The organism is Aurantimonas coralicida DSM 14790 (genome assembly GCF_000421645.1).
Taxonomy (GTDB): Bacteria; Pseudomonadota; Alphaproteobacteria; order Rhizobiales; family Rhizobiaceae; genus Aurantimonas; species Aurantimonas coralicida.
The window spans coordinates 580,600-606,673 of sequence record NZ_ATXK01000002.1; the positions used below are offsets into that span (position 1 = coordinate 580,600).

Genomic DNA, 26,074 nt, shown 5'->3' on the forward strand with positions numbered 1-26,074 from the left:
CATGGCGCGACACGAGCGGCAGAGCGACTGGACCGCGTCCGGGCGTGTCGCGGCGACGCGGCGCATGGCCTGGGCGGCACTGCTGATCGAGCGCGCCTGGCCCCTGGTGCTGGGGCTCGCCTGCCTCGTCGCGGTCTTCCTGATCCTCGCCTGGTTCGGCCTGTTCGCCGCGCTGCCCTTCCTGGCCCGCGTCGCGGTGATCGCGATTCTCGCCGGGCTCGGCCTTGCGGCACTGTGGCGCAACCGCGGCCTGCGGCTGCCGAGCGCGGCCGCAGTGGATGCGCGCATCGAGGGGGCGAGCCGGCTGGACCACCAGCCGCTGCAGGCGCAGGACCAGCGCCCCGTCGGCGCCGACCCGTTTGCCGCCGCGCTGTGGCGTGCCCATCAGCGCCGCATGGCCGAGCGGCTGCGCGATCTCAGCGGCGGCGCGCCGGCCACCCGCACCGAGCGGATCGACCCCTATGGCCTGCGCGCGCTGGTGGCGCTGCTGCTGGTCACCGCCTTCGCCTTTTCCTTCGGTCCGGGCGGCGGCCGCGTCGTCGATGCGCTGGCGCCGGACGCCGCCGACAGCGTCGCCTCGGCGCGGGTCGACGCCTGGGTGACGCCGCCGGCCTATACCGGCCGCGCGCCGATCTTCCTGACCGATGTCGGTGCCTCGGACGCGCCCGTCACCGTGCCCGAGGGCAGCGAGTTGGAGGTGCGGATTTCCGACGGCTCCAACGCCGAACTGAGCTTCACCCCGGCCGGCGCCGAGCCGATCGCCATCGCCCCGGTCACGGAGAACGAGGGCGAGGTCGCTGACGCCGCGGCCGGCGATGCCGAGACCGAGGCCGACGCCCCGGCCGGCCCGCGCGAATATGCCTATGCCCTCGACATGCCGGGCGAGGCGGCGCTGACCACCACCTTCACCACCCTCGGCCGCTGGCGCTTCGACGTGACGCCCGATCTCGACCCGGAGATCGCCTTCGAGGGCGAGCCGGGTGTGGCGCGCAATGGCGCGCTGCAGCTCACCTACAAGGTCACCGACGATTACGGCGTACGGCAGGCCAATGCCGCGATCGCCGTCACCGACGACATCGTGCCGGACGATGCGCGGCCGCTGATCGCGCCGCCGGAGATCCGGCTGGCGTTGCCGCGCCGCACCAAAGGCACGGCCGAGGGCCGCACCAGCGCAGACCTGACCGAAAGCCCCTATGCCGGGGCCGAGGTGGCGATGACCCTCGTCGCGGTGGACGATGCCGGGCAGGAGGGCCGCTCCGAGGCGCTGACCCTGACGCTGCCCGAGCGGCGCTTCTCCAACCCGCTGGCCCGCGCCGTGGTCGAGCAGCGGCGCATCCTGGCGCTGGACGCCGACAGCACGACCCGCGTCGTCCAGATGCTCGACGCGGTGACCCTGCGCGGCGACGAATTCATCGAGAGCCCGGCGACCTATCTGGCGCTGAAGGCCGTGCGCACCCGCATCGCCACCGCCTATGACGACGCGGCGCTGGTCTCGGCGGTGGACTTCATGTGGGAGATCGCGCTGGGCATCGAGGACGGCAATCTGTCGCTGGCCGAACGGCGGTTGCGCGATGCCCGCGAGCAGCTCTCCGAGGCGCTGGAGAACGGCGCGTCGGACGCCGAAATCGACCAGCTGATGCAGGAACTGCGCGAGGCGATGCAGGAATACATGCAGGCGCTGGCCGAGGCGATGCGCAATCAGCCGCCGATGAACCAGGACCAGATGCAGGCCGGCGACATGCAGGAGCTGCGGCCGCAGGATCTGCAGCGCATGATGGACCGCATCGAGGATCTGGCGAAGTCCGGGTCCAAGGAGGCGGCCCAGCAGCTTCTCTCCGAACTGCAGCAGATGATGGACAATCTGCAGGCCATGCGCCCCGGCCAGCCGCAGAATGGCGAACAGAACGCCATGCAGCAGCAGATGAACAAGATGGGCGAATTGCTGCAGCGCCAGCAGCAGCTGATGGACGAGACCTTCGATCTCGGCCGCCGCCAGATCGAGCGCGAGCAGCAGCAGGGGCAACAAGGGCAGCAAGGACAGGAAGGCCAACAGGGCCAGCAGGGCGAGCCGCTGACGGCCGAACAGCTACGCGAGATGATGAAGCAGCTGCAGGAGCAGCAGGGCCAGCTCCAGGAAGAGCTGCAGGCGCTGCAGGAGCAGATGCAGGGCATGGGCATGGAGCCGTCGGAAGGCTTCGGCGAGGCCGGCGAGGCGATGGGCAAGGCCGAGGGCGCGCTCGGCGAGGGCGAGGATGGCGAGGCGGTCGGCCAGCAGGGCCGCGCCATGGAAGCCATGCGCCGCGGTGCCCAGGACATGATGCAGCACATGCAGGAGGCCATGCAGCAGGGGCAGGGCCAGCCCGGCATGCAGGGACAGGGCGGCCAGATGGGACAGGGCTTCAACGGCGCCCAGCAGCGCTCCGGTCGCGATCCGCTGGGCCGCCAGCGCCAGACCCAGGGCCCCGATTTCGGGCAGGATGTCGGCGTGCCGGACGAGATCGACACCGAGCGGGCCCGCGAGATCCTCGACGCGATCCGCAACCGGCTCGGCGACGCGCTGTCGCCGCAGATGGAGCGGGACTATCTGGAGCGGCTGCTCGAGACGCCCTGAGGCGGACCGGCCGTCAGGCGACATCGCCGCTGCGACGCCTCAGCGTCGCGGCGGTATTTCTCATCGAATGTCAGGGATAGAGCCCGGCTGTATTCGCGGTAGCGTCAGGCGCAGCGGCGGATATGCGGTGCGGTGGGGGCGTCGGCGGCATCGCCCTTTTGTGCCGCGCGCTCGGCCAGTATGCGGGCGACCTCGCGGCGCAGTTCGGCGATCGAGAACGGCTTTTCCACCACGCCCTCGATGATCGCGGTCAGATCCTCTGCCGCTTCCATCTGCTCGGCATAGCCGGTCATCAGAAGCACCGGCAGATGCGGCCAGGATGCGGCGATCTCGTGGGCGAGCTCGATGCCGGTGAGGCAGGGCATGCGGATGTCGGACAGGACGAAGTCGAAGGCGCCGTCCCGTTCGACCAGGACGTCCAGCGCCATTTCGCCGTCTTCGGCGACGGTCACCTCGTGACCTTCCAGCCCGAGCGCCCGCGAAACCAGGAGGCGAACGCCGGCGTCGTCTTCCGCGATCAGAATCCTCGCCAAGAGGGGCCTCCCATCGTCTGCCTACGCAACACCAAATTGCGCTTCTAAGGCACAATCCTTGCGCAAAGCTTGCGTGTCGAGGCTTTCGATCGTCGCAGCCAGATGGCGGCGGCCGCTCGGGCGGTCGTGCGGCAGGCGATGGTAGGCGCCGTCAGTCGACGACGCGACCGACGAAAGGCAGTTCGCGAAAGGCGTGGCCGACATCCATGCCGTAGCCGACGACGAACTGGTCGGGACAGGAAAAGCCGACATAATCGGCCTCGATATCCGCCTTGCGGCGCATCGGCTTGTCGAGCAGGACCGCGATCGGCACCTCGGCGGCACCGCGCGACAGCATCAGGTCGCGGGCGAACTTCACCGTGCGGCCCGATTCAAGAATGTCGTCGATGAGCAGCACCGTGCGGCCGGCGACCTCGCTCTCCACGTCGCGCAGGACGCGGATTTCGCCGGGTTCGGTGCCGGCGCCGTAGCTCGACAGGGAGATGAACTCGACCTCGGGCGCAAGCCCGGCATGGTGCAGGGCGCGGATCAGGTCGGCGGCGAAGACGAAGGAGCCCTTCAGCACCGAGATGACCAGAAGGTCCTTGGCCGGCACGGCCGCGATCTCGCCGGCGACCCGGTCGACGGTCTTCGCGATTTCCTCGACGCTGTAGAGCGGCTCGATCTGTTTGCCGCGGACGGTAATCACCGGTCAGCCGCTCCTGTGTCTTCGAATTCGACCCTGATGTCGCCCGCTGTATCATCCGCGACCGCCAGTGCCGAGAGGAATCGCACCGATTGTCCCGCCGGCAGGGCGGAAATCTGCGCGTTCAGCGGCTTGCTGCGGGTGATGCCGCCGGCATCGGTCAGCGCGATGCGGAGCGTCGGAACGGTCAGCGGGCCGGCGGTGTCGTTGGCGATGACGCCGGCGACCGACAGGACGGCGCCGCTGCCGCGCGGCACGACGTTGGCATCGACATTGCGCAGGACGAGGCCGGAGGCGCTGGTGACCGCATAGGGCGCGGCGACCGGCGAATCGGGCATCGACAGGAGAAGGACCGGCGCAGCCAGAAGACCGACCAGGAAGCCGCCGACGACGAGGACGGCGCGGCCGGGACTGAGCCGGCGGGCGCGCGCGGCAAGCGACGAGCGGGCCGGGGCGTCCTGCGCGGGCCGCGAGGCGTGGCGCGACAGCAGGAACGCCTGGCGCAGCAGGTCGCGCTCCTCGGCGGCGGCGTCGGGAAAGCTGCCATGGCCATGACCGCTCGCCCGGCGTCCGAAGGGACGCCCGCTTGATGTGGGCATCGCTTCGCTTACCGTCGGCTCGTGGGCGATCTGGCGGAGCGTCGAGGCATGGCGCGGCAGCGACTGGCGGCCGACGATCTCGGCCTCGCCGTCGATGGTGATGACGCGGCGGGGAGCCCGGCGCGTGTCAGCGTTGGTGCGAAACTCGGTCATCGCATCCTCTGTGCTTCGGCGTTCAGCAATCGGTAAGGATTTATGCTTAACAAACCGTGAATCCGGCTGCGGGGTGGCCGTCGCGGCGCGCGCCGGTTAGGACGGCCAACATTCACCACAAGTCCGGTGCATCTGGACGATCGAGGGCGACAAGACGGGGGCTTTGCGCAGTGATTCGGTTCGAGAATGTCGGGCTTCGATACGACATGGGGCCGGAAGTGCTGCGCGATCTGTCCTTCGAGGTGAAGCGCCAGTCCTTCCAGTTCCTGACCGGGCCGTCGGGCGCCGGCAAGACCAGCTTGCTGCGCATGCTGTTTCTGGCGCTGAAGCCGACCCGCGGCCTGATCACGGTTCTCGGCCGCGACGCCTCGACCCTGTCGCGCACCGACCTGCCGTCGATCCGCCGGCGCATCGGCGTCGTCTTCCAGGATTTCCGCCTGCTGGAGCATCTGTCGACCTACGAGAACGTCGCGCTGCCGCTGCGGGTGCGCGGCCGCGAGGAGGCCTCCTACCGGCAGGACGTGATCGACCTGATCAAATGGGTCGGGCTCGGCGAACGGCTGCATGCCTCGCCGGTGGTGCTGTCGGGCGGCGAGAAGCAGCGCGCCGCCATCGCCCGGGCGCTGATCGACCAGCCGGACATCCTTCTGGCCGACGAGCCGACCGGCAATGTCGATCCGCCGCTCGCCCGCCGGCTGCTGCGCCTGTTCATGGAGCTCAACCGCACGGGCACCGCGGTGGTCATCGCCACCCACGATCTCGACCTGATGGAACAGGTGGCCGCGCGCCGCCTGGTCCTCTCGGACGGACGCCTCGACATCTATGATTGATCTCGCCGACCACTGGATCGACCTGCGCGAAACCGTGCTGCGGCTCGTCGGCCGGACCGGCGAGGACAGGCCGGCGCCGATCGTGCCGCGCGCCAATGTCGCAGGCCGCGCGCTGATGACGGTCATCGCCATCATGACCTTCCTGGCGAGCCTGACCGTCGGCGCGGTGACGCTGGTCTCGGACACGGCGTCCCAGTGGCAGAACGACATCTCCCGCGAGATCACCGTACAGGTGCTGCCCGACGACGGCGTTGACATGGCCGCGGCGCTGGCCGACGTGCGGCGCATCGCGCTGACGACGCCCGGGGTCACCGGCGCGACCATTCTCGACGACGCGGCCACCGGCCGGCTGCTGGAGCCCTGGCTGGGCGACGGGCTCAATCTCGACGACCTGCCGGTGCCGCGGCTGGTGATCATATCCATCGACCAGGATTCGCCGCCCGACTTCGTCGCCCTCGTGGCACGCCTGCAGAGCGAGGTGCCGGCCTCCGAGCTCGACGATCACCGCGCCTGGGTGTCGCGGCTGGTGACCATGGCGCGGGCGACGGTGCTGGTCGGCGTCGGCGTCCTGACGCTGGTGCTGGTGGCCACGACCCTGACCGTGGTCTTCGCCACCCGCGGGGCGATGTCCGGCAACCGCCACATCATCGAGGTGCTGCATTTCGTAGGCGCCCGCTCCTCCTTCATCGCCCGCGAGTTCGAGCGGCACTTCCTGCGGCTCGGCCTCGTCGGGGCGGTGATCGGCGGCGCGACGGCGCTCGTCCTCTTCGCGATGATGGGGTTCTGGACGGCGAGTAACACCGCGACGCCCGAGGCCGACCAGATCAGCGCCCTGTTCGGGTCCTTCTCGATCGGCTGGATCGGCTATGTCGGCGTCGTCGCCCTCGTTGCAACCGTGGGAGGGCTGACGGCGTTTACATCTCGCCTTACTGTGGTCCGTCATCTCGCGGAGATCGACATGATCTCGCCGGTCGAGCGGTAAGGTCCGGTTAACCCTGGACTGGAAAGACTGCGTCTCAGGACGAGGACACGGACAAAGCGATGTCGCATTCCGAGAGGAACATGATCCGATGATCCTAGCGTCATCGGCCCACCCCCATTCTTCCGGCCCCGGCCGCGACGCGCCCGGCGACAAACCGGTGCGCCGGTCGCATCGCTGGATGCCGAGGGGCGTACGGCGGCTGTGCCTTGCGGCGGTTCTCGTCGGCGTGCTTCTGGGCGGCTATCTGGCCGGCGGCTTCGTGCGCTTTGCCGAGGAGGTGAGCCTTCTCGCCAAGCCGGCGCCGATCGGCGCGGCGGACGGCATCGTGGTTTTGACCGGCGGCGCGCTGCGCATCGACCAGGCGATCGACCTGTTGAAGGAGGGGCGGGGCCGCCGGCTCCTGATCAGCGGCGTCAATCCGGGCACCAGCGCCGCGACGCTGGCCCGCATGACCGACACCGACCGCGATCTCTTCGCCTGCTGCGTCGATCTCGACTATGCCGCGCTGAACACGGTGGGCAATGCCGAGATCGCCCGCAACTGGGCGCGCGAGCAGGGCTTTCGCGACCTCATCCTGGTGACCAGCGACTATCACATGCCGCGCTCGCTGCGCGAATTCGACCGCATCGGCGAACTGCGCTCCGTGACCCCCTATGCCGTGCGCCGCGACGACCTGTGGTCGGCCGAGCTGATGCCCAACACCGCCGGGCTGCGCGTGCTCCTGACCGAATATGCCAAGCTGATCGCCGCCCGGGTGCGGCTGGTCTTCGGCGTCGCCCAGACCGACAGCGTCGCCACCGAACTTGCCGGTCTCGATCCCTGAGGCCGGCCGCCGACCAGCCCCTCGATTCTCGCCGCCCGACGTCGTATGGCGTCGGCACGTCGCCGGCCTGCAATCCTGTCCGTCCCTGCCGCGCCGACCCATGCCGGAGGCGCTTCCAGCCATGATCTTCATCCGCTCGCTCGCCTTCAACGTGCTGTTCTACGTCAATCTGATCGTCCAGATGATCGTGCTTGGCCCGCTGATGTTCTTCGGCTCGGAGGCGACGGGCTGGTGGGTCGTCAAGAACTGGGCGCGCTCCAGCGTCTGGCTGCTCGAGCATGTCGGCGGCGTGCGCTCGAAGATCACCGGTACCGAGCATGTGCCCGCGGGCCCGGCGATCATCGCCGCCAAGCACCAGTCCTTCTGGGACGTCTTCGCCATCATCCCCGATCTCGACCGGCCGACCTTCATCCTGAAGAAGGAGCTGATGCGCATTCCGCTGTTCGGCTGGCTGGCCGGCCATATGGGCATGATCCCGGTGGACCGGGCCAAGCGCGGCGGCGCCGTCGCCTCGATGATCGAGGGCGCCCGCAAGGCCGTCGCCGAGGGCCGTCAGATCGTCATCTTCCCCGAAGGCACGCGCACCGCCCCCGGCGCGATCGCCGATTATCGCCAGGGCGTCTTCCGGCTGTACGAGGATGTCGGCGTGCCGGTCGTTCCGGTGGCGCTGAATTCCGGCCTCTACTGGCCGCGCCACGCCTTCCTGCGCCGTCCCGGCACGATCCGGGCCGACTATCTGCCGCTCATCGAGCCGGGGCTGAACCGCGCCGACTTCCTCTCGCATCTGCGCGATTCCATCGAGACGCGCTCCGCCGATCTGATGGCGGAGGCCTATGCCAGCGACGGCCATCTGCCGGCGTCGCAGGGCCCGCGCGACGTCTGAGGCGCGCGTGGCGGGGCTAGCGATGGAGGTGCGCGACCACCTGTTCGAGCCAGGAATCCCGCAGCCCCATCTCGTGGATGTGGTCGAGGGCGCTCGTCACATAGTCGACATTGGCGCCGGACTGGCCGTGCGAGCGCTGCACCACCGTGGCGGCATGCTCCACCGTGACACGGCCGGCATACTGGCTGTGGCCGCGATCGACCACATAGGTCAGGGCGCGCACGCTGCGGCCGTCGGTGAGGCGGACCGGCAGGGTCATCTCGCGATAGACATGGGTGACCAGCTCGCGCTCGCGCAGATAGGCAATGGTGGGGTCCCGCTCGGCGGCCGGCACGCGGAACGCCATGCCGACGCAGGAGCCGCCGCGATCCAGGCCGAAGACCAGCCCCGGCTTTTCCGGCGTGCCGCGATGGACGTGGGAGCGCACGCACAGGGCCCGGTGATAGCCGCCGAGCCGCGCCTGCAGGCGTTCGGTGAAGTCGAAGCCCGGCCGCCAGATCAGCGAGCCGTAGCCAAATACCCACAAATCGTCCATTGCCCTCGAAATGCCCCGCCCGTCCGCGATATCGGTCGGGCCCTCAAAGGATAACGCCATGGCGACGTCAAGCGGCGGCCCCGGGAAAGCCGGTCGCGCCTATCTCTGGATCATCGCGATCGTCGTGCTTCTGGCGGCGGGCCTGTCGGGCGCCTGGTACTATCTGGCGAACCAGCTCGACACGCGCGTCGCCCGGGTGATCGAGGATGCGCGGGCGCGCGGCACCGCGATCGACTGCGCCAACCAGGCGGTCTTCGGCTATCCGTTCCGGCTCGGCCTGCGCTGCGACGCGGTGACGCTGGACGCGCCGCGCGACGGCGTGCGGGCGACCTCCGGCGCGTTGCGCACCGCCGCCCAGATCTACCAGCCCAACCGCGTCGTCGCCGAACTAGACGCGCCGCTGATCGTCGACACGGCGGACGCGCCGCCGCTGGAGCTGCGCTGGCAATTGGCGCAGGCGAGCGCGTCCTTCTGGACCGAGGGGCTGGACCGGGCGGCGCTGACCATCGAGGTGCCGGTGGTGGCGCTGACCCAGCCGGCTGCCGACCGCCTGCCGCTGGCCGAGGCCGCGCGGGTCGAGGCGCATCTGCGGCGCCGCGACGGCGATCTCGACGTCGCCCTGTCGAGCCGCGACACCCGCAGCCTGGCGCCGCAACTCTCAGAGGTGCCGCCGGGTACGGCGGGTCTCGACCTGACGATCCGCGGCGCGGCGGACTGGCTCGGCGGGCGGGCCGCCGGGGCGACGCTGGGCGAGCTCATGGCCGGCCGCGAGGGCGCGCTGCGGATGCTGTCGATCGATTTCGGCGACGCGGAAATGGCGCTGTCGGGCGAGTTCTCGGTGGGCGTCGACGGCCTGTTGAGCGGCGATTTCGAGCTCGCCGTGCAGGACCCCGCGCGCATCGCGGCGCTGGTCGCGGCGGCCGCGCCGGATCTGGCGTCGCCGGCCCAGACCATCGCCACGGCGCTGTCCTTTGCCGGGCGCAGCGAGAACGGCCGCAGCGTCATCGGCCTCAATGTGCGCAACGGCAATGTCGCCGCCGGCGTCGTGCCGCTCGGCCGGATCCCGCCGCTGCGGTGATCAGTCCTTCGGCGTCGGGGTGGGCGCTGCCGCCGGGGCCGGGGAATGGTCGCGGCCGAAATCGGGCTTGGCGGTGTCCTGTCCGGCCTCGATGACGCCGCGCCGGATCGCCCGGGTGCGGGTGAACAGGTCGAACAGCGTCTCGCCGTCGCCCCAGCGGATCGCCCGCTGCAGGGAGGCGAGGTCCTCGGAAAACCGCGCCAGCATCTCCAGCACCGCGTCGCGATTGGTCAGGAAGACATCGCGCCACATGGTCGGGTCGGAGGCGGCGATGCGGGTGAAGTCGCGAAAGCCCGAGGCCGAGAACTTCACCACTTCCGACTGGGTCACCGTCTCCAGATCGGCGGCGGTGCCGACGATATTGTAGGCGATGAGATGCGGCACGTGGCTGACGATCGCCAGCACCAGGTCGTGGTGCTCCGGCGTCATGATCTCGACGTCCGAGCCGCAGGCCTCCCAGAAGGCGCGCAGCCTGGCGACCGCGTCCGCGTCGGTGCCCTCGACCGGGGTGAGGATGCACCAGCGATTGTCGAACAATTCGAGGAAACCGGCATCCGGTCCCGACTGCTCGGTACCGGCGATGGGATGGGCCGGAACGAAATGCACATGGCTTGGCAGATGCGGCTGCATCTGCTGGACGATGGCGCCCTTCACCGAGCCGACATCGCTGACGATCGCGCCGGGCTTCAGCGCGCCGGCGATCTCCTTGGTGACCGCGCCGCAGGAGCCGACGGGCACGCACAGGATGACGAGATCGGCATCCCGGACCGCGTCCGAGGCGTCGAGATGGTAGCTGTCGCCCAGCCCCAGCTCCTCGGCCCGCGTGAGCGTCGCGGCGCGGCGGGTGGTGATCGCGACATGGCCGGCCAGCTTGCGGGCGCGGATATTGTGCGCCAGCGACGAGCCGATCAGGCCGATACCGATCAGCGCGACACGCTGAAACAGCGGCTCGCTCATGGCTGCCCCCGGCCGAGGAAATCGGCAAGGGCGGCGACGGCGCCGCGATTGGCCTCTTCGGTGCCGATGGTCATGCGCAGCGCATTCGGGAAGCCGTAACCGGCGACCCGGCGCAGGATGAAGCCCTTCGACGTCAGGAAGGCGTCGGCATCGGCGGCGGTGCGGCCGGCCTCGTCAGGGAAATGGACCAGGACGAAATTGCCGACGCTCGGCGTCACGGTGAGGCCGAGGCCTTCCAGCGCGCCGGTCGTCCATTCCAGCCAGCGGGCATTGTGGTCGACGGCGCTCTCGACGAAGGCGCGCTCGCGGATCGCCGCGGCGCCCGCGGCGATGGCGGCGGCGTTGAGGTTGAACGGTCCGCGCACCCGGTCCAGCGCATCGACGATCGCCTCGGGCCCGTACATCCAGCCGATCCGCAGACCCGCAAGGCCGTAGATCTTGGAGAAGGTGCGGGTCATCACGACGTTTTCGGACGACGAGACCAGCTCGATGCCGGCGCCGTAATCATTGCGCCGGACATATTCGGCATAGGCGGCGTCGAGGACGAGGATGACGTGGCCGGGCAGGCCGGCGTGCAGCCGCCGCACCTCGTCGAAGGGCAGATAGGTGCCGGTCGGATTGTTCGGATTGGCGAGGAAGACCAGCTTCGTCTTCTCGGTGACGGCGGCGAGGATCGCGTCGACATCGGCGGTGGCGTCGGTTTCCTTCACCGCGACCGGCGTCGCGCCGCGCGCCAGGATCTGGATGCGGTAGACCAGGAAGCCGTGCTCGGTGTGGATCGCCTCGTCGCCGGGCGACAGATAGCACTGGCACAGAAGCCCCAGCAGTTCGTCCGAACCATTGCCGCACAGGATATGGCGGCCGTCGAGACCGTGGACCTCGGCGATGGCGTCCTTGAGGGCGGAGGACTGGCCGTCGGGATAGACCTCGAGCTGCGCCAGCGCGGCCACGGCCGCCTCGCGCGCCGCCGGCGGCGGTCCGAGCGGCGTCTCGTTCGACGACAGCTTGTGCAGCGTCACGCCGGCCGGCGCCTTGCTCTTGCCGGGGACATAGGCCTCGATGTCGAGGACGCCCTTGGTCGGAACGGGTCTCATCGTCCGCACTCTTTCGCTGCGGCGTCGGCCCCTGGCGCCGGATCAGCTCCGGCGGGCCCGACGCGTCAATTCAACGACCCGGAGGACGCCCCGTCAGGAGGCGCCGCGATCCGGGGATCGGTCCGGCCGTCCCGGGCGGCCCGGGCGCGTGGGCGCGATGGTCGTCAGGATGGCAGCCGGAAAGGAGCCGCATAGCCCCCGACCGGCCGGATGTCGAGACCGTCGCCCATCGCCGCCTTCACCGCGTCCTCGCCGCCGGTCGTGGCGACCAGCGCGCTGAAGCGGTCGGCGCCGTAGGGCGCCTCGGCGATCACCGTCACCCCGTCGCCCGGCGTCGCCATGCCGGTCAGGCCGTCGACGCAGTAACAGGCGATTTCCGGCTGCACCGGATCGGCCAGCGGCGGCGCGACGACGAGGCAGGGCGTGCCGGCGGGACGGCCCGGCGCGTCGAAGAAGGGCAGCCGTGCGACGATCTGCGCCGAGCGGAAGCCCTGCCACCAGGGCCGGCCGGCCGCGCCGATCGGCACGATGCCGAGGCGGTCGCCGCCGTCCTCGATCGCCGCGATCACGTCCTGCCTGGAGCCACCGATGGTCATCGGCACCGAGAAGCCGAAATAGAAGCGCGCCGTCTCGACCGCCGCGACCAGGTCGCCCTCGTCGGCGACATGCACGGCGAACGGCGCCTGCAGGGCGGTGAAGGTGGAGATGATCTCGCGCCACAGATGCTCGATGGCGGTCAGCGGCAGATGGCCCTGGTGGCGGCCGGCCAGGCGGCGCATCATCTCGGCCTCGCGGCCGGGGCGGAAGGCGGCGCCGTTGCGGGCCGTGCCCTTCACCTCGATCAGCTCGTCGATGACGGTGGCACGCTGCATCAGAAGCCGGTGCACGGACTCGTCGATGGCGTCGATCTTGGCTCTCAGTTCGGCAAGCCGCGACGGGTCGGCCTTGGCGGGTCCGTTCATCTGTCTGGCACTCCCCTCCGGCGCCCCTCGCGCGCCATTCTCTACAGTCTGTCGGGCTTGTATCGGGCCGCTGCGCACTTGGCAAAGTCATCCCGCCACGGGCCGGCGACGGGCTAACGGGCACGGCCGCCGCGTCGCCGCGATTGCCGCGACGCCTCCCAGTGCGTATCTGTGGCAGCGAACGACGCGCCGGCACCACGAGACGTGCCGGACAGCCCGCCCTTTCGCGCCAGCGATCAAGCAGCCGGTAAGACCCATGAGCGCCGAACCTTCCCGCGAACAGCTCGACTATTCCCTCGGCAGCCGCGAGGCCAACGAACCCTCGAGCCCGGTCGCCCGCTTCGGCCCCGACGAGCCGCTGCATCTGGACGCCGGCCGCGACCTGTCGCCCTTCCAGATCGCCTACAACACTTACGGCACGCTGAACGCCGACAAGTCGAACGCCATCCTCGTCTGCCACGCTTTGACCGGCGACCATTATCCGGCCAGCCGCTCGCCGGTGACCGGCAAGCCCGGCTGGTGGTCCTCGATCATCGGCGAGGGCAAGCCGATCGACACGTCGAAATACTTCGTCATCTGCTCCAACGTGATCGGCGGCTGCATGGGCTCGACCGGCCCGGCCTCGATCGACCCGGCGACGGGCAAGCCCTACGGCCTCGGCCTGCCGGTGATCACCATCCGCGACATGGTGCGGGCGCAGGCGATGCTGGTGACGCGGCTGGGCATCGACACGCTGTTCGCCGTGATCGGCGGCTCGATGGGCGGCATGCAGGTGCTGCAATGGACGGTGAGCTATCCCGAGCGGGTCTTCGCCGCGCTGCCGATCGCCACCGGCGCGCGCCATTCCTCGCAGAACATCGCCTTCCACGAGGTCGGCCGGCAGGCGGTGATGGCCGATCCGGACTGGCAGGGCGGACGCTATTTCGAGTTCGGCAAGCGGCCGCACAAGGGGCTCGCCGTGGCGCGCATGACCGCCCATGTCACCTATCTGTCGGAGATGGCCCTGCAGCGGAAATTCGGCCGCAACTTGCAGGACCGCGACCAGCTCGGCTTCGGCTTCGACGCCGACTTCCAGATCGAGAGCTATCTGCGCCACCAGGGCATGACCTTCGTCGACCGCTTCGACGCCAATTCCTATCTCTACATGACCCGCGCCATGGATTATTTCGACATCGCCGGGGACTATGAGGGCCGGCTGGCCAACGCCTTCCGGGGGTCGAAGACAAGGTTCTGCATGGTCTCCTTCTCGTCCGACTGGCTGTTTCCGACCGAGGAGAACCGCGCCGTGGTGCATGCCCTGAACGCCGCCGCCGCCTCGGTCTCCTTCGTCGAGATCGACACCGACCGCGGCCACGACGCGTTCCTTCTGGACGAGCCGGAATTCTTCGCGGCCATCGACGGCTTCGTGTCGTCGGCCGCAACGGCGCGGGGACTTTGACCATGGCGCTTGCCGACGCACCCCTGCCGACCAGCGAGAGCGTGTCGAAGGACGCTGCGACGCGCGTCGATCTGGAGATCATCGCCGACCTCGTCACGCCGGGCAGCCGAGTGCTCGACATCGGTTGCGGCGACGGCGCGCTGCTGGCGCTTCTGGAGCAGCGCCGGCAGGTCGACGGCCGCGGCATGGAGTTGAGCCAGCCGGGCGTCAACGAATGCGTCGCGCGCGGCCTGTCGGTGATCCAGGGCGACGCCGACCGCGATCTCGTCCACTATCCGGACGACGCCTTCGACTATGTCATCCTGTCCCAGACCATCCAGGCGACGCGCAATCCCAAGCTGGTCCTGTCGGAGCTTCTGCGCATCGGCAACCGGGCGATCGTCTCCTTCCCGAATTTCGGCCACTGGTCGATCCGCTACTGGGTGGCGCTGCGCGGCCGCATGCCGGTGACCCGCAATCTGCACCAGGCCTGGTACGACACCTCCAACATCCATTTCTGCACCATCCGCGACTTCGTCGCCCTGGCCGAGGAGGTCGGCGCGACGGTGGAGACCGCCATGGCGCTGAACTCTACCGGCCAGCGCATCGGCATGAAGCTGCCCTGGGCGTTCTGGAACCTGTTCGGCCAGCAGGCGGTGTTCGTCCTGAAGCGCTAGGGTGAGGATGGGGGCCGGTCGATGGTGAGGCGGGGACAGGCAGGCGCATGACCCGTTACGATTCGCGCCGCTGGTTCCTGGCCGCCTGCCTTGCGGCGCTCGCCGGCTATGTCGACGCGATCGGCTTTCTGAAGCTCGGCGGCCTGTTCGTCTCCTTCATGAGCGGCAATTCGACCCGGCTGGCGGTGGGGCTCGCCGAGCTCTCCGGCATCGCCGGGCTGGCCCTGGCGATCGTCGCGGCCTTTGTCGGCGGCGTGGTCGCCGGGTCGCTGACGGCGCATGTGGCGGGGACGGCCCGCAAGGCCGCCGTGCTGATCCAGGTGGCGGTGCTCCTGGCGGTGGCGGCCGGCCTCGACGCGACGGTCGGGCGGCCTTACGCCTCGCTGACGCTGGCGGCGGCGATGGGCACGGTGAACTGCGTCTTCCAGCGCAATGGCGAGGTCAGCATCGGCGTCAGCTACATGACCGGTACGCTCGTGAAGCTGGGCCAGCACATCGCCAATGCCTGCCTTGGCGGCAAACGCTTCGGCTGGGTGCCGTATCTCCTGCTCTGGACCGGCCTTCTGGCGGGCGCCACGCTGGGCGCCCTGGCGCATGGCGCCTTCGAGGCGGTCAGCCTCGCTCCCGCCGTCGCCGTCGCCGCACTCCTCGCCTGGCTTGCCCATCGCATGGGGCCGGCGGAGCCGCTGCGCGACATGATCCGGCCGGCCGGCTGAGAGGCATCGCCGCGACGTCCGGAACCGGGGCGCCGTCCGGTTCCGGTGTCCTCGGGAAGACTGTCTCAGTTCGTGATGGCCGGCGGTGCGTCGGCGTCGAGACCGAGGAAGGCCGCGATGAAGGCGGCGATCTCGGCATGGGCGCCGGCCCGGTCGGTGCCGGCGGGTTCGTCGCAGATCGGGTCCTCGCCCTCGGCGATGAGCAGGGCCGGCGCCTCCGGCTTGCATTCGGCGAGGAAGGTGAAGTGGTTGCCCGGTGCGACCGCCGCATAGCTGGCGTCGGGCAGGCGGGCGACGAGGTCGCTGCCCGCGGCGCTGACGTCGATGGCGGGCCAGCGGGTCTCGTCGCCGAGATTGACCAGCAGCACCGGCAGGGTCATCGCGGCGATGCTGTCCGGCGTGATCGCGTAGCTCATGCCCGGATCGACGGCGACCGCAGCGGCGATCCGCGCGTCGCGCATGTCGCGCTCCCAGTCGTCGGGCAGGGCGGCGAGATCCACCCCGCCCTGGGCGAAGAACACGCAATCGGCCGCGCGGTCGCCGAGCCGGGCGCAATAGTCGCGATAGGCCCGGCGATCGAGCCGCGCGCCGGCCAGGTTCAGCGCCGTCGCGCCGCCGAGGGAAAAGCCCAGCGAAGCGATCCGGCCAGCGTCGACATGCGGTGCGAAGGCGGGATCGGCAAGAATGGCGTCGAGCGCGGCCGTCAAATCGGCGGCGCGTTCGCTGAGCCGGATCGACCGGCGCGGCGAGGAATCGCCGGTGGTGCTGCCGGGATGGTTGACCGCCAGCACCATGGCGCCGCGGGCGGCGAGCTGCGCCGACAGCCAGGACAGATTGTCCATGTTGCCGCCTGACCCGTGCGACAGGAGGACGAGGGGGAAGCGGCCCTTGGCAATGGCGGCGCCGACATAGGCTTCGGTGCCCTCGAATACCGCGTTCTCGCCGACGATGCCGCGATAGGTCGGGGTGCCGAGCGGGTACCAGAGCGAGGCGGCGAGCGGCGCCGGGCGATGCGGCGCCGCGACGGTCAGCCGGTCGTAGCCGGCCAGCGGTTCGGCGATGGCGGAACCGGTGAGGCCGGCAAGGAGGGCGGCGGCGATGAGCGATCGGGACATGGGGTGATCCTTTCGGGTTGGACTGACCCGTTCTGCATGGACGGCGCGCCCCCCGATCGGCGTCCGAAAACCGGTTTCAGGTCGAGCCGAACCGGTTTTTGGTCTAGGTCGCGGTGAACGGAGGTCGTTTCGCCATGCTCGTTCTGCCGATCCCGCTGATCGTCTCCCTGATCCTGGGCTTCCTGCTGCTGCACGCCGCCCTGAAGAAGGACCGGCCGTGGCTATTCCTGCTGCTTTTGGCCGCCTGCGCGCTGCAGGGAGTGGTGATCTCGCTGGCGCAATATTACGGGCTGACGGGTCTGCGCCTCGTCCAGCCGGTGACCGCGACGATCATCCCGCCGCTGGCCTTCGCCACCTTCCAGGCGACGGCGGTGCGGCGCTTCGATCCGGGGCGCGCGCTGCCGCATCTGGCGGGACCGGTCTTCACCGCTTTCTGCGTCGCCTTCGCGCCCGTCCTCCTCGATCTGGTCGTGCCGGGGCTCTTCTCGGCCTATGGCGTCGCGATCCTCGTTGCGGTGCGGGCCGGCGCCGACAGCCTGCCGCTAACCCGGCTGGAGACCGCCGACCGGCCGGGCCGCGTGTGGAGCGTCATCGCGCTGGCGCTGATCCTGTCCGCCGTCAGCGACGGGCTGATCGGGGTGCTGCAGCTGTCGGGCGCCGGATGGACGCAGCCGCTGATCATCAGCCTGTTCTCCTCGCTTTCGCTCGGCCTCGTCGGCGCCCTGTGCCTGTCGCAGAGCCTGGCAGGTGGCGATGCGGCGGCAGCGGCGGAGGAGAAGACGGCGGCCGAGCCGACATCGGAGGATGTCCGGCAGGATGCCGAGATCATGGCGCGGCTCGACGCGCTGGTCGCCGAGGGGGCGCTCTATCTCGACGCCGATCTCACCCTCGAGCGGCTGTCGCGGCGGCTGCTGGTGCCGGCCAAGCGGCTGTCGACGGCGATCAACCGGACCACCGGCGAGAACGTCTCGCGCTACGTCAACGGCTTCCGCATCCGCCATGCCTGCGCGCGCCTGACGGCCGGCGAGAGCGTGACCGCGGCCATGCTGGACAGCGGCTTCAACACCAAGTCGAACTTCAACCGCGAGTTCCTGCGGGTGACCGGGATGGCACCGGGGGCGTGGCAGGCGGCCAACGCGCCGGATGCGCCACGGCGCGTGACGGCGCCGGCCTGAGAGCGCGCGGCGTGGCGGCTAGCGGAACAGCCGGGCGCCCGCGCCGGCGCCGGCCGGCACCAGCACCGGCTTGATCGCCCGGCGGCGTTCTCTCGCCATCGAGGTCACCGGCACGCCGCGATAGAGCTGCTTGGTCGCCTCGATGATCACCGCGCCGGCAAAGACCGGCCACAGGTCGCGGCCGACCCGCTCCAGCGGCGTGGCGAAGCTCAGCATGGACCGCCGCTGGAAGGGCGGGAAGAGCAGCGCCTGCGACCAGGCGGTGGGCGTGAACATGGTGGCGCGCAGAAGGCGGGTCAGCTGGCCGCGCGACCACGGCCGGCCCGAGCCGAAGGGCGTATGCTCGAAGCGCGCCCAGATGCCGCGGCGGTGGGGGGCGACGATGACGATGCGCCCACCCGGCGCCAGCACCCGCCAGGCCTCGGCCAGCATCGCCTCCGGGCTCTCGGCGAATTCCAGCGCATGGACGATGAGGACCCGGTCGACCGAGGCGTCGCCCAGCGGCAGATCCTCGATGCCGATCAGCGCGGTCAGCGACGCAGCACCGGCCGGCCAGACCTGCGCCCCCTGGGCCCCCGGCATGAAGGCCAGCGCCCGCTCGGCGTCGGCGGCGAAGCGGTCGATATAGGGCACCGCATAGCCGAGGCCGACCAGCCGCTCCTGCGAGATCGGCCGCCACAAGGGCGTCAGCGCCAGCGAGACGGCCCGCGCGGCCGCCGCGCCCAGGGGCGAGGCGTAGAAGTCGCGCAGGTCGACGATGTCGGCATTGGTCGTCAGTGTGTGCTCTCCGGTTCGGCGTCCGTCCCGCCAGCGATCCTTACATAGAACGATTGCAAGCTGGCTCGAAACTCCCGTCGCGCAATCGGCGGGCGCGAGCGACCGCCGGATGGCGGCTGACATCGCGCCATGCTGCCCTAACTCGCAGGACAGCATCAATCAGAGGGGGACGAGTGCTTATGGCTTCGATCGAGATCCGCCAGTTCGGCTGCCGGAGCGACAATTTCGGCGTGCTGGTGCACGACGGGGGCACCGGCACCACGATCGCCATCGACGCGCCTGAGGAACAGCCGATCCTCGACGCGCTGGAGGCGGCCGGCTGGACGCTGACCCACATCCTGACGACCCACCATCACGGCGACCATGTCGAGGCGAATCAGGCCTTGAAGGCGCGCTTCCAGGTCGAGATCATCGGCCCGGCCAAGGAGCGCGACCGCATTCCCGGCATCGACCGAACGGCGTCCGGCGGCGACACGCTCGATGTCGGCGGCATCCGCGTCGAGGCGATCGACACGCCGGGCCACACGCTGGGCGAGGTCTCCTACTACATGCCCGACGCCAAGGCGCTGTTTGCCGCCGATGCGCTGTTCTCGCTCGGCTGCGGTCGCCTGTTCGAGGGCGATGCCGCGATGATGTGGGACTCGCTGCAGCGGCTGCGCGCCCTGCCGGACGACACGATGCTCTATTGCGGCCACGAATACACCGCCACCAACGCCCGCTGCGCCATCGACATCGATCCGCAGAACCTGGCGCTGCAGGAGCGGGTGAAGGAGGTCGAGCATCTGCGGGTCGAGGGCAAGCCGACCCTGCCGGTGTCGCTCGGACGCGAGAAGAAGACCAATCCGTTCCTGCGGGCCGACGATCCGGAGCTGAAGGCGGCCATGGGCATGGAAGACGCAGAACCGGCGGAGGTCTTCGCGGCCATCCGCAAGAAGCGGGATGGTTACTGATGAGCCTGAAAGCGCTGCACCTCGTCCGCACGCTCGACCTGAAGCCGCATCCCGAGGGCGGCTGGTATCGCGAGACCTTTCGCGACGAGGCGACCGGGGAGGGCGGCCGGGCCGCCTCCACGGCGATCTACTATCTCCTGGAAGCCGGCGAGACCTCGGAATGGCACCGTGTGACCGATGCGGCCGAGGTCTGGCACTGGTATGGCGGCGCGCCGCTGGTGATCACCATCTCGCAGAACGGCCACGACGCCTCGGCGCACCGGCTGGGCCCCGATGTCGAGGCCGGCGAGCGGCCGCAATTCGTCGTGCCTGCCGGCTGCTGGCAGACCGCGACGAGCCTTGGCGAATACACCCTCGTCGGCTGCACCGTGGCGCCCGGCTTCGACTTCGCGTCCTTCGAGATGGCGCCGGAGAACTGGCGGCCGACGCCGCGCAAGGCCTCCGGGAACTAGCGCGCCACCGCTTCGCCGCGCCGTAGCAGCCGCCGGAACAGCGGCAGCGCGGCGAGGCAGGCCCCCAGCGTGATGAGGATCGCCGAGATGACGATGGTGCCCGACAGCGCCGCCTCGCCCGCCGCGATCAGCACCAGCGTCGACAGGAGCGGCGCGGCATAGCTCGCCGCGCCGATGACCTGGATGTCGCCGTGCTTGACCCCGTAGTCCCAGACATAGAAGGCGCCGCCGACCGGCAGCAGGCCGAGCAGCAGCACCGCGATCCACTCGCCACCCGTCTGCGGCCAGACCGTGGTCTCGAAGGCGAGATGGGCGAGGAGCGACAGCACCGCCGTCACCGCGCAGAAGCCGGTGACCACGTCGCTGGGCACGTCGCCGAAGCGCCGCGACAGCAGCGAGTAGCTCGACCATGTGAGGGCGCAGAGCCCGGCGAGGCCGTAGCCGAGCGCATAGTCGGGGGAGAAGGCCAGCGCCCCGCCTCCGGTGACGATCAGCGCTGCGCCGGCAAGGCCGCAGAGGGCGCCGAGGATGTGGAACCAGCGCAGGCGCTCGCCGGGCAGGGCGGCCGATCCGAGCACGATCAGCAGCGGCCAGAGATAGGCGATCAGGCCGGCCTGGGCCGCCGGGGCGTTGCGCAGGGCGGCGAAGTACAGGGCGTGGTAGCCGAACAGCCCGCCGACGCCGAGGAGCCACACGGCCGGCCGCTGGCGGAAGACCGCGAGGCCGCCGCCGCGCAGCTTGAGGGCGACGACGCCGATGATGGCGGCGATGGGGAAGGTCATGGCGGCCAGCTGGAACGGTGGGACCGCGCCGCTGCGCGCCGTCAGAAGCGCCAGGACAGCCCACATCAGGACCGCCGCAAAACCCAGTATCGTGCCCATGTCCACTCCTGCTGCCGCGGCGATCTATGCTCGCCCCGTGTGCGGCGGGTCAATGGCACGGGGGCGGATCTCGCCGGCGGTGCGGCTGTCGGCGGAACGGCGAGGCGCGGCGGGGCCGCGCCCGGCCCGTATCAATCGACGGAGACCGACAGGGCCGACAGGGTCAGCGGGCCGACGGTGGTGGGGATATGGGCATAGACCGGGACGTAGACGTCCTCGCGGGCGATCGGCGCGAACCAGAGTTCCAGCGTCTGGCCTTTCAGGAACTTCAGCCCCTTGGAGGATTTGTCATAGCCGCTGACCGGGTCGATCCGCAGCTTGCAGACCGCGGCATTGCCCGAAAAGCCGGGCATGTCGAAGCGCCGGGTGCCGGCCGGCGACAGCTTCAGGTCGAGGCGCGACCAGCCGTCATAGAGCGGCAGGGTCCGGCGGCACACCGAGGCGGCGTCGCCGGTCTTGATCATCAGCCCGCTCAGGGGATCGACCACCGAGCGCAGCTGGGCGCGCTGCACCGGCACGTAATCGGGCTTGGCCTTGGCGCGCTTCGGGCCGACCTTCGCCGAGGTCACGCGGCCGCCGCTGAAGGCGACGTCGCTCGACCAGCGCTTGGCGTCGCTGGTATAGTCGAGGCCGTAGCTTTCGGCCGCAAAGCCGCGGCTGGTGACCTTGCCGGCGACCCGGCTGGTGCCGCGGGTGTTGGAGACGAGGCTGCCGAGCCCGGCCGAGGACAGGGTGCCCTTCACCGAGAATCGGCTGCCGTCGATGGTGGTGTCGAAGCTCGCCTTGCCGACCGGCAGGCCGATGATCGAGACGCCGTAGCGCGTCGTAACCGTCTGCTCGGCCCGGACCGGAGCGAGGCCGGCGGCGAGCGTTGCCGCGACGGCGACAAGGGCGAGAATCGGTCTGGACATCATGGGGCGAAGGCCTCTCGCGGCGAAGGGGAACGGGCAGCTTTCGGGCAGACGGGACAAACGGTGCGAATTTGTGGCGATCGGACGGGCAGGTCGCCGCGTCGCGCGGCTTGACGCATCGTCCGGCCCGGACTATAGACCCGTTCGAATTTCCGGTCATACCCGATGTCGATGATCGCGCCTGTTGCGGTGGCGCGTCTCGGTCGGGCGTTACGTTAATCTGAAAGGTGATCCGATGTCACGCGCCTGCGAACTCACTGGCAAGGCTGTCCAGTCCGGCAACAATGTCAGCCACGCGAACAACAGGACGCGTCGCAAGTTTCTGCCGAATCTGTGCCAGGTCACGCTGATCTCCGACGCGATGGGCCAGCGCTATCGTCTGCGCATCTCGGCGCATGCGCTGCGTTCGGTCGAGCACCGCGGCGGTCTCGACGCGTTCCTGGCCAAGGCCGACGCGGCCGAGCTGTCGCAGCGCGCCCGTCTGCTGAAGCGCCAGATCGCCAAGAAGATCGCCGAGACGGCAGCCGCCTGATCAGGCCGTGCTGACGGGGGCGCGCCAGCGCCCCTGATATCCGACATATCCGGGCCGGTCGCCTTCGGGCGTCCGGCACAAACTGGTTCCATCACCCAGGTTAAAAAAATGCAGCTCCTGCGCATCTATCTGCTTCCCGTCATCGCCATGACGGCGATCGTGCTCGCGTCGAACGTCGCGGTGCAGTTCCCGGTCTTCGCCCAGATCGGCTCGCTGCAGCTGGCCGACATCCTGACCTACGGCGCCTTCACCTACGCCTTCGCGTTTCTCGTCACCGACCTGACCAACCGTCGCTATGGCCCGGCCATCGCCCGGCGCGTGGTCTATATCGGCTTTGCCGCCGCGGTCGCCTGCTCGATCGTCGTGCCGCCGGTGCTCTACGATCTCGGCTTCCTGGAATATGCGACGGCCGCCGAGCGGCTGCTGCGAATCGCCATCGCCTCGGGCGGGGCGTTCCTGGCCGCGCAGCTCCTCGACATCGCGGTGTTCAACCGCCTGCGCCAGGAAAGCTGGTGGCGGGCGCCGGCGGCGTCGTCGCTGTCGGGGTCGGTGGTCGACACGATCACCTTCTTCACCGTCGCCTTCGCGCCGTTCTTCCTGTTCCTCGGCCCCAATGACGGCTTCGCGCTGGAAAGCGCGCCGCTGCTCGGCCTGATGGCCGTGGAGGCACCGCGCTGGGTATCCTGGGCGATCGGCGATTTCACGGTGAAGCTGTTCATCGCGGTGTTCGCGCTGGTGCCCTACCGGATCATCATGCAGCATTTCATGCCGGTCCGGCCGGTGGCGGCCGCCGGCATCTGACACCCCTCAGTGGGTGCGCGCCTCGTCCTCGGCGAGGCGGAATTCCAGCACCATGTTGCGCTGGAAATACGAGCCGTTGTCGTCCGACATGAGCGTCAGCCGGGTCGCGCCGGTGTCGTCGGTCCAGGCGTCGATCGCTTCCATGTTGTCGATCTCCTGGCCGAGATCGAAGGACGCGATCACCGGGCCGTCGACGAGGGCGCCGGGACGGATGCCGTTTGACGCGACCCGCCGGATCCGGATGCCCAGCCCGCCGACCCAGCCATTGTAGCGCCGCTCCAGGAGCAGGAGGTCGCCGCCGGCGAGGAACGTGCCGTCCGAGACCTCCCAGTCGGTATCCTTGCGCACCGTGAAGAGACCCGATCGCGGACCGTCGAGGATTGCGGCGAAGAGATTGCCGGCGCGGTCGATGGAATGCTCGCTCACCGTCACCAGCGCACCGGCCAGCGGCCCCGAGGCCGGTGCGGCCGCCAGCATCTCCAGCCCCTTGTTGCCGCGCAATTCGCGCCGCGGGATCGGCAAAGCGAGCGGCGAAGGCCGGCTTGCCGCCATGCTGGGGGCGGCAGCGAAGGCGGCGATGCGGTGATCGCTCTCGAAGGACACGACGACCCTGTCGCCGTCGATCGCCAGCCCTTCGGCGTCGGCATCGCCCTTGCGGCGATGGGCCTGGCCGTCGGGGGCGAGGATCGGGTCGAGCGTCGCCTCGGCGATGCCCACCGGCCGGCCGTCGGCGTCACGCGCGATGCGCCCGCCCAGCCAGTAGCCGGTGTCGGAGACCGCGAGGAAGCGGCTGCCGCCGTCGCGGAACCGGAAGGCGGACAGGCCCATCAGCCGGCTGTCATCGGACCAGAAGGAAAAGCCGCCGACGAAGTCGAGCGCGCCGAAGCGGACGCGGTCGGAGTTCTTGTCGAACCGCGCGACGGGCTTGGCAGCGATGTCGAGGCCGCTGCCCGCGGCGACGGGCGCGGTGGTGGCCAGGAGGAGGGCGCAGAGCGCCGTGGCACTGATGCGCCGGCTGCGCCCGCCCATCAGCGTCCGGCGCCGCCTGCACGGCGCCGCTGTCCGCGCCGGCCGCCGGCCTTCTCGTCCTCGAAGAGATCGGCGAGCTGCTCGGTCATGGCGCCGGCCAGTTCCTCGGCATCGACGATGGTCACGGCGCGCCGGTAGTAGCGGGTGACGTCGTGGCCGATGCCGATCGCCAGGAGCTCGACCGGCGAGCGGGTCTCGATCTGCTCGATGACCGCCCGCAGATGCCGTTCGAGATAGTTGCCGGGATTCACCGACAGGGTCGAATCATCCACCGGCGCGCCGTCCGAGATCATCATCAGGATGCGGCGCTGCTCGGGCCGGGCGAGAAGCCGGTTGTGGGCCCAGATCAGCGCCTCGCCGTCGATGTTTTCCTTCAGCAGCCCCTCGCGCATCATCAGGCCGAGATTGCGCCGCGAGCGGCGCCACGGCGAATCGGCGGATTTGTAGATGATGTGGCGCAGATCGTTGAGGCGGCCGGGCTTCTGCGGCTTGCCGGCCTTCAGCCAGGCCTCGCGCGCCTGCCCGCCCTTCCAGGCGCGGGTGGTGAAGCCGAGCACCTCGACCTTGACGCCGCAGCGCTCCAGCGTGCGCGCCAGGATGTCGGCGCAGGTGGCCGCGACGGTGATCGGACGGCCGCGCATGGAGCCGGAATTGTCGATCACCAGCGTCACGATCGTGTCGCGGAAGTCGGTGTCGCGCTCCATCTTGAAGGACAGCGGCTGCATCGGGTCGATGACCATCCGGCTGAGCCGGGCGGGATCGAGATAGCCTTCCTCCAGGTCGAAGTCCCAGGAGCGGTTCTGCTGGGCCATCAGGCGGCGCTGCAGCCGGTTGGCCAGCCGGCCGACGACGCCCTGCAGGGTCGAGAGCTGCTTGTCGAGAAAGGCCCGCAGCCGATCGAGCTCGGCCTCGTCGCACAATTCCTCGGCGCCGATGGTCTCGTCGAAGGCCTGGGTGAAGACCTTGTAGTCGCTGTCGAGATTGAAGCCGTGCTGCGACTGGTTGGGGCGCCGCGACTCGCCCGGCGTCTCGGTGTCCTGGCTGTCCTCGTCGGAGGGATCGTCGGCGGTCGCCTCGGAGGATTCGGCCTCGGCCGCCTCCTGGTTCTCGCCTTCGCTCTCGTTCTCCTGGGCCTCGGCCTCGTCGGTGCCGCTCTCCTTCTCGGAGCCGCCCTCGTCGGAATCGCGGGTCTGGTTGTCGCCCTGCTCTTCCTCGCTGTCGGTGTCGTCGCTCTCGTCCTCGTCGCCGAGGCTCTCGGCCATCTCCAGCGAGACCAGCATGTCGCGCATCGCCCGCGCAAAGGCCTGCTGGTCGCCGACAGTCTCGCTGAGCCGGTCGAACTTCGCGCCGGCCTTCTCGTCGATGAAGTCGCGCCACACGTCGACCAGCGCCTCGGCGCTGGGCGGGATCGGGCGGCCGGTCAGCTTCTCGCGCACCATCAGCGCCACCGCGTCCTCGATCGGCGCCTCGGCGCGGTCGGTGACGTCGGCGAGGTTGGAGCGGAAATACTTGTCCTCGAGCATCGTCGCGAGATTGTCGCCGACGCCGCGCATGGCATTGGCGCCGATCGCCTCGCAGCGGGCCTGCTCGACGGCGTCGTAGACGGCGCGGGCGCTGCGGCCGTCGGGCGACAGGCTGGAATGCAGCCGCGAATCGTGGCGCGCCTTGCGCAGCGCCATGGCGTCGGACAGGCCGCGGGTGACGCCGAGATCGGTCTTGGAGACGCGCTTGGGCAGGTCCGGCAGGCGGGCGCGCTGGCCGCTGAGACCCGGACGCTCGGAGGCGTAGGTGACCTCGAGCTCGGCATCGCCGGCGATCGCCCGCAGGCAGCCGGCGACGGCGCGCCGGAACGGCTCGCTATCGGCCGGCTTGCGGTCCACAGGACGCGTGTTGTCGCCGATCTTGGCCATGGCCGC

The 26,074-nt window shown here is 69.9% G+C and carries 27 protein-coding genes; 14 read left to right on the forward strand and 13 right to left on the reverse strand.

Going from position 1 to position 26,074, the window contains the following annotated elements; genetic code table 11:
- Position 1: 1 nt before the first annotated feature.
- Complete coding sequence (locus H536_RS0107385; protein WP_024349856.1) at positions 2-2,611, forward strand: TIGR02302 family protein; 2,610 nt, start codon at positions 2-4, stop codon at positions 2,609-2,611.
- Positions 2,612-2,715: 104 nt separating this feature from the next.
- Here H536_RS0107385 and H536_RS0107390 read toward each other — a convergent pair whose 3' ends face one another.
- The 3 genes from H536_RS0107390 to H536_RS0107400 form a co-directional block, all read right to left on the reverse strand.
- Positions 2,716-3,144, reverse strand: a complete 429-nt coding sequence (locus H536_RS0107390; protein ID WP_024349857.1) for a response regulator — start codon at positions 3,142-3,144, stop codon at positions 2,716-2,718.
- A gap of 151 nt (positions 3,145-3,295) precedes the next feature.
- Positions 3,296-3,832, reverse strand: a complete 537-nt coding sequence (gene hpt, locus H536_RS0107395) for a hypoxanthine phosphoribosyltransferase (protein ID WP_009210746.1) — start codon at positions 3,830-3,832, stop codon at positions 3,296-3,298.
- On the reverse strand, positions 3,829-4,581 hold the full coding sequence (locus tag H536_RS0107400; RefSeq protein WP_024349858.1) for a hypothetical protein: 753 nt from the start codon (positions 4,579-4,581) through the stop codon (positions 3,829-3,831). Before H536_RS0107400 ends, hpt begins: the two co-directional genes overlap by 4 nt.
- 170 nt (positions 4,582-4,751) lie before the next feature.
- On the opposite strand from H536_RS0107400, the gene ftsE reads away from it, so the two are divergent.
- The 4 genes from ftsE to H536_RS0107420 all read left to right on the forward strand — a co-directional run bounded on the left by ftsE (position 4,752) and on the right by H536_RS0107420 (position 8,099).
- Positions 4,752-5,411 (forward strand): cell division ATP-binding protein FtsE, encoded by a 660-nt coding sequence (gene ftsE / locus H536_RS0107405; RefSeq protein WP_024349859.1) that lies wholly within the window; start codon positions 4,752-4,754, stop codon positions 5,409-5,411.
- Positions 5,404-6,393, forward strand: a complete 990-nt coding sequence (locus H536_RS0107410) for a cell division protein FtsX (RefSeq protein WP_024349860.1) — start codon at positions 5,404-5,406, stop codon at positions 6,391-6,393. The genes ftsE and H536_RS0107410 overlap by 8 nt, the downstream gene beginning before the upstream one ends.
- 88 nt (positions 6,394-6,481) lie before the next feature.
- Positions 6,482-7,216, forward strand: a complete 735-nt coding sequence (locus H536_RS22455) for a YdcF family protein (protein ID WP_009210742.1) — start codon at positions 6,482-6,484, stop codon at positions 7,214-7,216.
- Between the two features lie 121 nt (positions 7,217-7,337).
- Positions 7,338-8,099: a lysophospholipid acyltransferase family protein gene (locus H536_RS0107420; RefSeq protein WP_024349861.1), complete on the forward strand. Its 762-nt coding sequence runs from the start codon at positions 7,338-7,340 to the stop codon at positions 8,097-8,099.
- A 16-nt stretch (positions 8,100-8,115) separates the two neighbouring features.
- Here the strand turns inward: H536_RS0107420 and H536_RS0107425 are convergent, their stop codons facing one another.
- On the reverse strand, positions 8,116-8,694 hold the full coding sequence (locus H536_RS0107425) for a gamma-glutamylcyclotransferase (protein WP_081651870.1): 579 nt from the start codon (positions 8,692-8,694) through the stop codon (positions 8,116-8,118).
- On the opposite strand from H536_RS0107425, the gene H536_RS0107430 reads away from it, so the two are divergent.
- Complete coding sequence (locus H536_RS0107430; RefSeq protein ID WP_024349863.1) at positions 8,693-9,712, forward strand: DUF2125 domain-containing protein; 1,020 nt, start codon at positions 8,693-8,695, stop codon at positions 9,710-9,712. The genes H536_RS0107425 and H536_RS0107430 overlap by 2 nt on opposite strands.
- Here the strand turns inward: H536_RS0107430 and H536_RS0107435 are convergent, their stop codons facing one another.
- The 3 genes from H536_RS0107435 to pheA all read right to left on the reverse strand — a co-directional run bounded on the left by H536_RS0107435 (position 9,713) and on the right by pheA (position 12,725).
- Positions 9,713-10,669, reverse strand: a complete 957-nt coding sequence (locus tag H536_RS0107435) for a prephenate/arogenate dehydrogenase family protein (RefSeq protein WP_024349864.1) — start codon at positions 10,667-10,669, stop codon at positions 9,713-9,715. It abuts the gene before it with no gap.
- Complete coding sequence (gene hisC, locus H536_RS0107440) at positions 10,666-11,763, reverse strand: histidinol-phosphate transaminase (RefSeq protein ID WP_029702876.1); 1,098 nt, start codon at positions 11,761-11,763, stop codon at positions 10,666-10,668. Before hisC ends, H536_RS0107435 begins: the two co-directional genes overlap by 4 nt.
- A 164-nt stretch (positions 11,764-11,927) precedes the next feature.
- A complete protein-coding gene (gene pheA, locus H536_RS0107445) occupies positions 11,928-12,725 on the reverse strand; it encodes a chorismate mutase (RefSeq protein ID WP_024349866.1) in 798 nt (265 codons plus the stop codon).
- Positions 12,726-12,981: 256 nt separating this feature from the next.
- On the opposite strand from pheA, the gene metX reads away from it, so the two are divergent.
- Genes metX through H536_RS0107460 form a run of 3 tightly spaced genes read left to right on the forward strand, consistent with a single transcriptional unit; the run spans position 12,982 to position 15,535 of the window.
- Positions 12,982-14,163, forward strand: coding sequence for a homoserine O-acetyltransferase MetX (gene metX, locus H536_RS0107450; RefSeq protein WP_024349867.1), 1,182 nt, complete (start codon positions 12,982-12,984; stop codon positions 14,161-14,163).
- A 2-nt stretch (positions 14,164-14,165) separates the two neighbouring features.
- Positions 14,166-14,819, forward strand: coding sequence for a methionine biosynthesis protein MetW (gene metW / locus H536_RS0107455; protein WP_155898416.1), 654 nt, complete (start codon positions 14,166-14,168; stop codon positions 14,817-14,819).
- A 47-nt stretch (positions 14,820-14,866) separates the two neighbouring features.
- Positions 14,867-15,535 carry a YoaK family protein gene (locus tag H536_RS0107460; protein ID WP_024349869.1) on the forward strand — a complete coding sequence of 223 codons (669 nt, stop codon included), beginning with the start codon at positions 14,867-14,869 and terminating at the stop codon, positions 15,533-15,535.
- A 65-nt stretch (positions 15,536-15,600) separates the two neighbouring features.
- Here the strand turns inward: H536_RS0107460 and H536_RS0107465 are convergent, their stop codons facing one another.
- Positions 15,601-16,650, reverse strand: a complete 1,050-nt coding sequence (locus H536_RS0107465) for an alpha/beta hydrolase family protein (protein ID WP_024349870.1) — start codon at positions 16,648-16,650, stop codon at positions 15,601-15,603.
- Between the two features lie 134 nt (positions 16,651-16,784).
- Between H536_RS0107465 and H536_RS0107470 the strand changes: the two genes are divergently transcribed.
- Complete coding sequence (locus tag H536_RS0107470; protein ID WP_024349871.1) at positions 16,785-17,825, forward strand: helix-turn-helix domain-containing protein; 1,041 nt, start codon at positions 16,785-16,787, stop codon at positions 17,823-17,825.
- An 18-nt stretch (positions 17,826-17,843) separates the two neighbouring features.
- Here H536_RS0107470 and H536_RS0107475 read toward each other — a convergent pair whose 3' ends face one another.
- Positions 17,844-18,725, reverse strand: coding sequence for a class I SAM-dependent methyltransferase (locus H536_RS0107475; RefSeq protein WP_024349872.1), 882 nt, complete (start codon positions 18,723-18,725; stop codon positions 17,844-17,846).
- A 56-nt stretch (positions 18,726-18,781) separates the two neighbouring features.
- Between H536_RS0107475 and gloB the strand changes: the two genes are divergently transcribed.
- Both gloB and H536_RS0107485 read left to right on the forward strand, forming a co-directional pair.
- Positions 18,782-19,552, forward strand: coding sequence for a hydroxyacylglutathione hydrolase (gene gloB / locus H536_RS0107480; RefSeq protein WP_024349873.1), 771 nt, complete (start codon positions 18,782-18,784; stop codon positions 19,550-19,552).
- Positions 19,552-20,004 (forward strand): cupin domain-containing protein, encoded by a 453-nt coding sequence (locus H536_RS0107485; protein ID WP_024349874.1) that lies wholly within the window; start codon positions 19,552-19,554, stop codon positions 20,002-20,004. The genes gloB and H536_RS0107485 overlap by 1 nt, the downstream gene beginning before the upstream one ends.
- On the opposite strand, the gene yddG is transcribed toward H536_RS0107485, so the two are convergent.
- Positions 20,001-20,885, reverse strand: a complete 885-nt coding sequence (yddG, locus tag H536_RS0107490) for an aromatic amino acid exporter YddG (RefSeq protein WP_024349875.1) — start codon at positions 20,883-20,885, stop codon at positions 20,001-20,003. The two genes, H536_RS0107485 and yddG, sit on opposite strands and share 4 nt — an antisense overlap.
- Positions 20,886-21,016: 131 nt before the next feature.
- On the reverse strand, positions 21,017-21,799 hold the full coding sequence (locus tag H536_RS0107495; protein WP_024349876.1) for a DUF3108 domain-containing protein: 783 nt from the start codon (positions 21,797-21,799) through the stop codon (positions 21,017-21,019).
- 232 nt (positions 21,800-22,031) lie between these two features.
- On the opposite strand from H536_RS0107495, the gene rpmB reads away from it, so the two are divergent.
- Together rpmB and H536_RS0107505 are read left to right on the forward strand one after the other, a co-directional pair.
- Positions 22,032-22,328 carry a 50S ribosomal protein L28 gene (rpmB, locus tag H536_RS0107500; RefSeq protein WP_009210727.1) on the forward strand — a complete coding sequence of 99 codons (297 nt, stop codon included), beginning with the start codon at positions 22,032-22,034 and terminating at the stop codon, positions 22,326-22,328.
- A 108-nt stretch (positions 22,329-22,436) separates the two neighbouring features.
- Positions 22,437-23,129: a queuosine precursor transporter gene (locus tag H536_RS0107505; RefSeq protein ID WP_024349877.1), complete on the forward strand. Its 693-nt coding sequence runs from the start codon at positions 22,437-22,439 to the stop codon at positions 23,127-23,129.
- A 6-nt stretch (positions 23,130-23,135) separates the two neighbouring features.
- Here H536_RS0107505 and H536_RS0107510 read toward each other — a convergent pair whose 3' ends face one another.
- The gene (locus H536_RS0107510; protein WP_024349878.1) at positions 23,136-24,158 is read right to left on the reverse strand and encodes an esterase-like activity of phytase family protein; all 1,023 of its coding nucleotides are present in this window, start codon (positions 24,156-24,158) and stop codon (positions 23,136-23,138) included.
- Entirely contained in the window at positions 24,158-26,068 is a 1,911-nt protein-coding gene (gene cobT, locus H536_RS0107515; protein ID WP_024349879.1) for a cobaltochelatase subunit CobT, read from the reverse strand. The genes H536_RS0107510 and cobT overlap by 1 nt, the downstream gene beginning before the upstream one ends.
- Positions 26,069-26,074: the final 6 nt, after the last annotated feature.

Coding starts and splice junctions, on each gene's coding strand:
- rpmB (WP_009210727.1), top strand. CDS start 22,032: ATGTCACGCGCCTGCGAACTCACTGGCAAGGCTGTCCAGTCCGGCAAC.
- metX (WP_024349867.1), top strand. CDS start 12,982: ATGAGCGCCGAACCTTCCCGCGAACAGCTCGACTATTCCCTCGGCAGC.
- gloB (WP_024349873.1), top strand. CDS start 18,782: ATGGCTTCGATCGAGATCCGCCAGTTCGGCTGCCGGAGCGACAATTTC.
- H536_RS0107400 (WP_024349858.1), bottom strand. CDS start 4,581: ATGACCGAGTTTCGCACCAACGCTGACACGCGCCGGGCTCCCCGCCGC.
- H536_RS0107385 (WP_024349856.1), top strand. CDS start 2: ATGGCGCGACACGAGCGGCAGAGCGACTGGACCGCGTCCGGGCGTGTC.
- pheA (WP_024349866.1), bottom strand. CDS start 12,725: ATGAACGGACCCGCCAAGGCCGACCCGTCGCGGCTTGCCGAACTGAGA.
- H536_RS0107470 (WP_024349871.1), top strand. CDS start 16,785: ATGCTCGTTCTGCCGATCCCGCTGATCGTCTCCCTGATCCTGGGCTTC.
- cobT (WP_024349879.1), bottom strand. CDS start 26,068: ATGGCCAAGATCGGCGACAACACGCGTCCTGTGGACCGCAAGCCGGCC.
- H536_RS22455 (WP_009210742.1), top strand. CDS start 6,482: ATGATCCTAGCGTCATCGGCCCACCCCCATTCTTCCGGCCCCGGCCGC.
- yddG (WP_024349875.1), bottom strand. CDS start 20,885: ATGGGCACGATACTGGGTTTTGCGGCGGTCCTGATGTGGGCTGTCCTG.
- H536_RS0107505 (WP_024349877.1), top strand. CDS start 22,437: ATGCAGCTCCTGCGCATCTATCTGCTTCCCGTCATCGCCATGACGGCG.
- H536_RS0107465 (WP_024349870.1), bottom strand. CDS start 16,650: ATGTCCCGATCGCTCATCGCCGCCGCCCTCCTTGCCGGCCTCACCGGT.
- metW (WP_155898416.1), top strand. CDS start 14,166: ATGGCGCTTGCCGACGCACCCCTGCCGACCAGCGAGAGCGTGTCGAAG.
- H536_RS0107435 (WP_024349864.1), bottom strand. CDS start 10,669: ATGAGCGAGCCGCTGTTTCAGCGTGTCGCGCTGATCGGTATCGGCCTG.
- H536_RS0107460 (WP_024349869.1), top strand. CDS start 14,867: ATGACCCGTTACGATTCGCGCCGCTGGTTCCTGGCCGCCTGCCTTGCG.
- H536_RS0107485 (WP_024349874.1), top strand. CDS start 19,552: ATGAGCCTGAAAGCGCTGCACCTCGTCCGCACGCTCGACCTGAAGCCG.
- H536_RS0107430 (WP_024349863.1), top strand. CDS start 8,693: ATGGCGACGTCAAGCGGCGGCCCCGGGAAAGCCGGTCGCGCCTATCTC.
- H536_RS0107495 (WP_024349876.1), bottom strand. CDS start 21,799: ATGATGTCCAGACCGATTCTCGCCCTTGTCGCCGTCGCGGCAACGCTC.
- H536_RS0107425 (WP_081651870.1), bottom strand. CDS start 8,694: ATGGCGTTATCCTTTGAGGGCCCGACCGATATCGCGGACGGGCGGGGC.
- H536_RS0107410 (WP_024349860.1), top strand. CDS start 5,404: ATGATTGATCTCGCCGACCACTGGATCGACCTGCGCGAAACCGTGCTG.
- H536_RS0107420 (WP_024349861.1), top strand. CDS start 7,338: ATGATCTTCATCCGCTCGCTCGCCTTCAACGTGCTGTTCTACGTCAAT.
- H536_RS0107475 (WP_024349872.1), bottom strand. CDS start 18,725: ATGTCAGCCGCCATCCGGCGGTCGCTCGCGCCCGCCGATTGCGCGACG.
- hisC (WP_029702876.1), bottom strand. CDS start 11,763: ATGAGACCCGTTCCGACCAAGGGCGTCCTCGACATCGAGGCCTATGTC.
- H536_RS0107510 (WP_024349878.1), bottom strand. CDS start 24,158: ATGGGCGGGCGCAGCCGGCGCATCAGTGCCACGGCGCTCTGCGCCCTC.